Genomic DNA, 6,328 nt, shown 5'->3' on the forward strand with positions numbered 1-6,328 from the left:
TGTTTCGCCTTTTCATTTGCTGCATAAAAAGCGTTATTGATCAAATTCAAAACCACCCTTCCAATGTCTTGGGGGATGACATCGATTTTAGACAGATCGGGGTCAAAGTGCGTTTCCATGATGGCATTGAAGCTACTGTCCTTGGCACGCAGGCCATGGTAGGCGAGGCGCAGAAATTCGTCGGCGAGGGCATTGAGGTCGGTGGGTTCTTTGACGCCGCTGCTGCTACGCGAATGTTCAAGCATGCCTTTGACGATAGCGGCGGCGCGTTGGCCGTGGTGGTTGATTTTTTGCAGATTCACCTGTAGATCATCCGCAATTTCAGCGGCTTCGGCGGTTTTTCCGGCTTGCAAATCGGCCTTCATGTCATCTAGCATTTCGGCGCTGACTTCCGCGAAGTTGTTGACGAAGTTGAGCGGGTTTTGGATTTCGTGGGCGATGCCGGCGGTTAGTTCGCCGAGGGAAGCGAGTTTTTCGGATTGAATGAGCTGGGCTTGGGTGGTTTGGAGCTTGAAAAGTGTTTGTTGGAGTGCCGCATTGGCTTGTTGTTTTTGACGGTTGTTGCGGTATACGATGAATAAGATCACCAGGATGGCTCCCAGTATGCCGGACAAAGAATACAACCTAATCTTGTTTTGAAAAGCGAGTCTGTTCGCTTCCAGCTTGCGTTGCAAAACCATTTCCCGATCTTTTTCTTCATACATTATTTTCTCAATTTGCCTCATTTTATCAATAGAAAAGAGGCTGTCTTTCGCAGTAGATGCCATTTTGTGGTATTTTAGTGCTTCACCCGGACGTTGATCTCTGTCATAAATTTCCGCCAGTAGTGTGGCTGCACCAAAAGAGGTCATGTAGGAATATGGATTTTCGGTATTGTCGCTCAAGACTTTCTTGCTGTAATAAATGGCAGAATCTAATTTACCCGTTTTCTCAAATAGCTTGGCTAGTCCGAGTTGCGCGCGAGGAAGGGCGTAGTCGTTTTTGAAATGGGTAGAATAATATACGCATTTTCGATAATATTGGAAAGCATTTTCGGGTTGGCCTATTTTAGCATACATGTCCGCAAGATAAAAAGCAGCAGAAGACATATAAGGCAATTCGTTTGAAGTCTGAAGTTCATAAGCTTTATGGAAAAAAATAAGGGCGGAATCGGCATAGCCCATATCCCTGTAGATAACGCCAAGTGGCAGGTTTATCGGGTTTACCACTTCTGAAATATGATGAATTTCCTGTATGTTTTTCGCTTGTTGCATGTATTTGAGCGCTTTTTCATACTCTTTATTCATAGCATAAATCGAAGTGACATAGGAAATTGCTTTTGCATGTTCCGCAAATTTACGGTTGCTTTCGGCATATTCTTTCGCTTCAAAAAGCAGTTGCAATGCTTTGGCGTGGTCATAGGTGCGAACCTTGATAAAACCCAGGGAAAGTGCACATTGCAACTTTCCATTTCCGTATCCAATTTTTGCTGCTAGGGCCAAACCCTTTTGACTGTAAGCTTCTGCAATCCTAAGGTTGGTTGCGGTATAACAACGGGATAGTTGTGCTAGGATCAATACTCGACTGGTATCATTGGGCGCCTGCGCCAGCGCTTTTTTTAGGCTGTTGGCTTGAGAGGTTGCAATATCAGCCTGTGACCAGGCAAAGATGGACATTAACCCAAAAGCGATCAAAAATATTGTTTTTTTCATATTCAAATAAATGGTTTTAAAATAAATATATTGAAAATACACTCTCATTACCATAGATAAAAAAGAGGCATAAATTCAGTACCTAAATGCAGCTTCCATCAAGGTTTGTTCATGCCGGGAGATACCGATCTGAACGGCTATCTTTCGCCAGGTACCAACCACTTTTTTTACTTGTTCCAGGACATCCTCCATTTCACTGGGGGACATTTGGAAGTATTGCCCGACACTCAAGGCCAATTCAAAATCTAGTGCATTGTTGTCCATGTCTACGTTCAGGGCCAGCCCGTCTTTGTCAGTAGACGGATTCAGGTCGTAAGCAGGACTGAGCGTCCAACCGCTGGAGGACAACAAAAAGCCATGGTTGCGCAAATGGTCGTCGGTATTGGAAACGGCAATGTGAAAGACCATCCGCCGCCACAATTGCTGCGAATCCGCTTTGATGTTTGCACCAGAAAAACGGATAAACTCTGCTAAATCAAGATAGCTTGGCGTATGTGTTTTGAGCGTTTCTTCGCTATTCCCGGTCATGGTCATCGCCGAGGCAAAGTGGATGCGTTCTCCGTTTACTCGGTCAAAACGTTTGGTCAAAAAAGTATGGTGATTACCGCTTACTTTCATGATTCTGGATTCGGCCATAACTATCCCGGCCGCCAAGGCCAGCTTGTAGAGTAAGAACTCCCAAGCGCCTTTGTCAACCTCATCGTGTTGGGAAGGAAATTTTGCAATCCAGGGGTTACCTAGTTCATCTCGTACATTGGCTTTAGGCCTTGCCCCGCCCAGGGATGAACCGGGTGCAACCAGGATGGCCAGCCATTTTTTGATGTCTTTGTTGTTTGCATCCGATTCGATGACCTGGGCGGCCTGTTGCAACTCCCGGATCGAGGAAATGGGCGGAACTGGGTATTGTGCCGTATCGCTCAAAAAAGGCCCATCGGGATCAGTTTTGAAGCGCAAAGCCCCCATGCGACTTTCATCCTGTACGCCGAGTAAAAAATCAATGTCGTAGAGTGTCGGGATGGGGATTCCCGCTTCTTTTGCCAATTGTGCAGCCCTCCGTTTCATCAGTGTACGCCCCCAGCGGTCGGGCATAGAGTCGAGAAAAACGCCGAAGTTCTCTTTTCCATTAGGGAATTGTGGCCCAGAAAACCAGCCAATGTCCGGATCGAGCAACAATTGTTCTTTTGATTGTACCCAATCCCGAGCGTATTCGAAGCCAAAAGCCTTTTTCCCTTTCGCCTGATGCGCCGAAAGGACACCCACCATTTTTGGGGTTTTCATCCCCAGCCAATGGGCATACACCCAAATGTCCGTTTTGTTAGTAGCCATTTTATTTGCCTAAGAGCTCCAAATCCTGAAGTTTCCTGCCCAACACATCGTCGGCAGCCAGCTTTAAAAAGTCATCCTGTAGCCCCAGTACCCGCAGTACATTGAAATAGCTGCCCATGGATACGCCCGGATTTCCTTTTTCTATTTGATAGAGCGTAGCCCGGTTGATGTCGGCTCGTTCCGCCATTTGAATGGTGGTGAGTTTACGCCTTTTCCGGGCCAGCTTAATCTGCTCACCAACTTGATCAAAGATTTTTTGATGCTTTGGGAATAGCAATTGTTTTTTACTTTTCATAAAATGTTGTTTATTATTAGCAAATTTATGTTTTTTGCCTAAAATAAGCAATTTTATATTGACCAATTCAAGTAGTGCGCATCGGCAAAGAAATGATAAATGTGGATCCAATATTGTCTTTACTGTCCATTTCGAGTGTCCCTCCATGCCCCTTCGTCACAATATCATAGGCCAAACTTAGCCCTAATCCCGTCCCTTGCCCAGTGGGCTTGGTGGTAAAAAACGGCTGGAAGATTTTGTCTTTGATGGCGTCGGGGATGCCGTTGCCGTTGTCTTGTACCCTGATTTCAATGGCGTTTTCCAGTTTTCTAGTGGTGATGGTTACCGTCGGTTGGTAGGGTAGAGACGTTGCATGCAACGTCTCTATGGCCTTATCTCGTTGATTTACCGTGCTTCGACTTCGCTCAGCAACCGCACTTCGACTTCGCTCAGCAACCGCATAAAACGCGTTATTGATCAAATTCAGCAGCACCCGGCCAATGTCTTGGGGGATCACTTCTACATGCGGCAAATCTGGATCAAAATGTGTTTCCATCGTCGCGTTGAAGCTGCTGTCTTTGGCACGCAGGCCGTGGTAAGCCAAGCGTAGGTATTCGTCGGCGAGGGCATTGAGGTTGGTGGGTTCTTTGACGCCGCTGCTGCTACGGGAGTGTTCCAGCATGCCTTTGACGATGGAAGAGGCGCGTTGGCCGTGGTGGTTGATTTTTTGGAGGTTCTTTTGCAGGTCGGCAGCGATGGCTTTTGCCTCCTGAGTATCTCCTTTGTCCAGCTCCTCTTCCATCTCGTCCAGCATCTCGGCGCTGACTTCGGCGAAATTGTTAACGAAATTCAACGGATTTTGGATTTCGTGGGCGATGCCTGCGGTGAGCTCACCGAGGGAGGCGAGTTTTTCGGATTGGATGAGTTGGGCTTGAGTGGCTTTGAGTGTTTCTAAAGAGTGGTTCAGCGCCTCGGTTCGCTCTGCCACCTGATGCTCCAGGGTTTCATTTTGAGTAGCGAGAATTTGTTGCTTTTCCTGCTCTTTGTTCAGGTTCTCTTCCATTAATTCGTTTACCTGAACCACTTGTTTTTGCAGTACCCGATTGGCAGAACCAAATTCCCAGGCCAATTGTAAAGCGAGCATGATCGGAATACACAAGTCGCTTAGAATATTGAAGATGAACCTTCCCGTCGTAATCCTGTCTTCTGGGAAGGTGCCGAAAATATTGACAATCACAAATAAAAAAAGCAGCAAAGACAAGGGTTGGCCAATGGCTAAAACCCAGAATTTGTTTCGATCTTTTTTATAGCCTAAAATGAGCATTCTGAATATTTCAACCTGAAGCAGGGAACTGATAAAAAAAACATATTTGCCCGTTTCAGGAAATGTACAAAGCGCAAAAATAATCAATACATTAAGTCCAACCACAAACCAGGATCGAGGCGGGAACTTGCCATAATACAATGCGTAATAAAACAGCACTACCGAGCCATTAATGGTGCCAACGGAAATTTGCCAGGTAAGGTTACACAAACGACTGAATTCCCCGTCTCCATTTAAAGGGAAGAGTTGGAGGGGGATAAAAATGAGTGAAAAATGCAACAACCAAGCAGCCGCCATCAAACTCGCCAGCCTTTGTGGGTAGAACCAGAAAACAAAGAAAAAAAAGAGGCCAAACCCCAGGCAAAAACTAATCGACATCGCCCCCGTTGCATTTTGAATCATTCTTTCTCGATAGGGAATCGGATGGGGAGAAACACCTAGTTCAAATCCATTAAAAGCCGAAGGCGTTCCAGGCAGATTGATGTGGTGATTGGAATAATGGACAACCCAATGATGAACGGGTTGGGTGTCTGGCATAAAACTAATGCATTCAAAGGGAACAAAAGTATGTTCCTCCGCACGCGTGTTGCCTAATTTGCCATAACTGGCCAGTTTTACGCCATCCAGGTATATTTCTGATGCGCCCCAATGTACCATTTGAAAATACAAGGGTCGGTTGCGCAAAGCAAAGGGCACCGTAAATGATTTTCTAAACCAGCCTCGGCCTTTCCAGGGAAAGGGTTTGCCGTTGGGGGCATTTAGGGTGAGGGTATTTATGGATTGCCAAGTCGCATTGGTGGTATCCTCTTGCGGGCAATAATCCCAAATGCTGTCCAGTTTTAATGCATTGGAACGAATGATTTGACCAAAGTATTGACTTTCTCCTATGGATTGAGCCTGAATAGGCCAAGCTTTCAAGCAGAATAGAAGTAAAATCAGGCAATACCGAATGATCCAGGAATGTTGTTGGGCTATTTGTTTGATTGTCTTCATTTTATAAGGATAAAGAACTCGAATTCAGTTAATGGCTTGGGTTGTAATCAACGAACAATGTAGGTACTTAGGGGCGATAAAAAAATGATCACTTAATTTGTCCCACTACTTATGCCGGGAACCTAATGATAAACAGCGTTCCTGTTTCTGTACTTTCAACGTCTAGGGAGCCCCCATGCCCCTTCGCCACAATGTCATACGCCAAACTTAGCCCCAAACCCGTCCCTTGCCCGGTCGGCTTGGTCGTGAAAAATGGTTGGAAGATTTTGTCTTTGATGGCTTCAGGAATCCCATTTCCGTTGTCTTTGATGCTGATTTCTATAGCGTTTTCGGTGGCTGAGCGAAGCCGAAGCCTCGTGCTGACCGTCACCGTTGGCTGAAACCCCTCAATCCCTTGCTTTGCCTTCTCAGCAACCGCATAAAAGGCATTGTTGATCAAATTGAGCAGCACCCGACCTATGTCTTGCGGGATGACCTCAATTTTGGGCAAATCGGGGTCAAAATGTGTTTCCATCGTCGCATTGAACGAGCTGTCTTTGGCACGTAATCCGTGATAAGCCAGGCGCAGGTATTCATCCGCCAGGGCGTTGAGGTCGGTGGGTTCTTTTACACCTGGACTCGTACGGGAATGTTCAAGCATACCTTTGACGATGGAAGAAGCCCGCTGGCCGTGGTGGTTGATTTTTTCCTGGTTTTGGGAAATGTCCTTGACCAGTTCTT

Annotated in this window: 5 protein-coding genes; all 5 read right to left on the reverse strand. The window is 46.2% G+C overall.

All coding sequences use genetic code 11. The features are described from left to right. The coding region (locus tag ABW391_RS28160; RefSeq protein WP_353485242.1) for a tetratricopeptide repeat-containing sensor histidine kinase at positions 1–1,691 on the reverse strand (1,691 nt) is incomplete at its 3' end. A 75-nt stretch (positions 1,692–1,766) separates the two neighbouring features. Next, on the reverse strand, positions 1,767–3,017 hold the full coding sequence (locus ABW391_RS28165) for a type II toxin-antitoxin system HipA family toxin (protein WP_353485243.1): 1,251 nt from the start codon (positions 3,015–3,017) through the stop codon (positions 1,767–1,769). 1 nt (position 3,018) lies between these two features. Continuing rightward, on the reverse strand, positions 3,019–3,312 hold the full coding sequence (locus ABW391_RS28170; RefSeq protein ID WP_353485244.1) for a helix-turn-helix domain-containing protein: 294 nt from the start codon (positions 3,310–3,312) through the stop codon (positions 3,019–3,021). A 67-nt stretch (positions 3,313–3,379) separates the two neighbouring features. Next, the gene (locus tag ABW391_RS28175; protein WP_353485245.1) at positions 3,380–5,608 is read right to left on the reverse strand and encodes a sensor histidine kinase; all 2,229 of its coding nucleotides are present in this window, start codon (positions 5,606–5,608) and stop codon (positions 3,380–3,382) included. Between the two features lie 109 nt (positions 5,609–5,717). After that, positions 5,718–6,328 (reverse strand): sensor histidine kinase (locus ABW391_RS28180; RefSeq protein WP_353485246.1); only part of this gene is annotated, 611 nt, incomplete at its 5' end.

This window comes from Haliscomenobacter sp. (genome assembly GCF_040403615.1).
Classification (GTDB): domain Bacteria; phylum Bacteroidota; class Bacteroidia; order Chitinophagales; family Saprospiraceae; genus Haliscomenobacter.

What these genes read in the sequence shown, in the direction of transcription:
- ABW391_RS28165 (WP_353485243.1), bottom strand. Translation starts at nt 3,017, where the DNA reads ATGGCTACTAACAAAACGGACATTTGGGTGTATGCCCATTGGCTGGGG.
- ABW391_RS28170 (WP_353485244.1), bottom strand. Translation starts at nt 3,312, where the DNA reads ATGAAAAGTAAAAAACAATTGCTATTCCCAAAGCATCAAAAAATCTTT.
- ABW391_RS28175 (WP_353485245.1), bottom strand. Translation starts at nt 5,608, where the DNA reads ATGAAGACAATCAAACAAATAGCCCAACAACATTCCTGGATCATTCGG.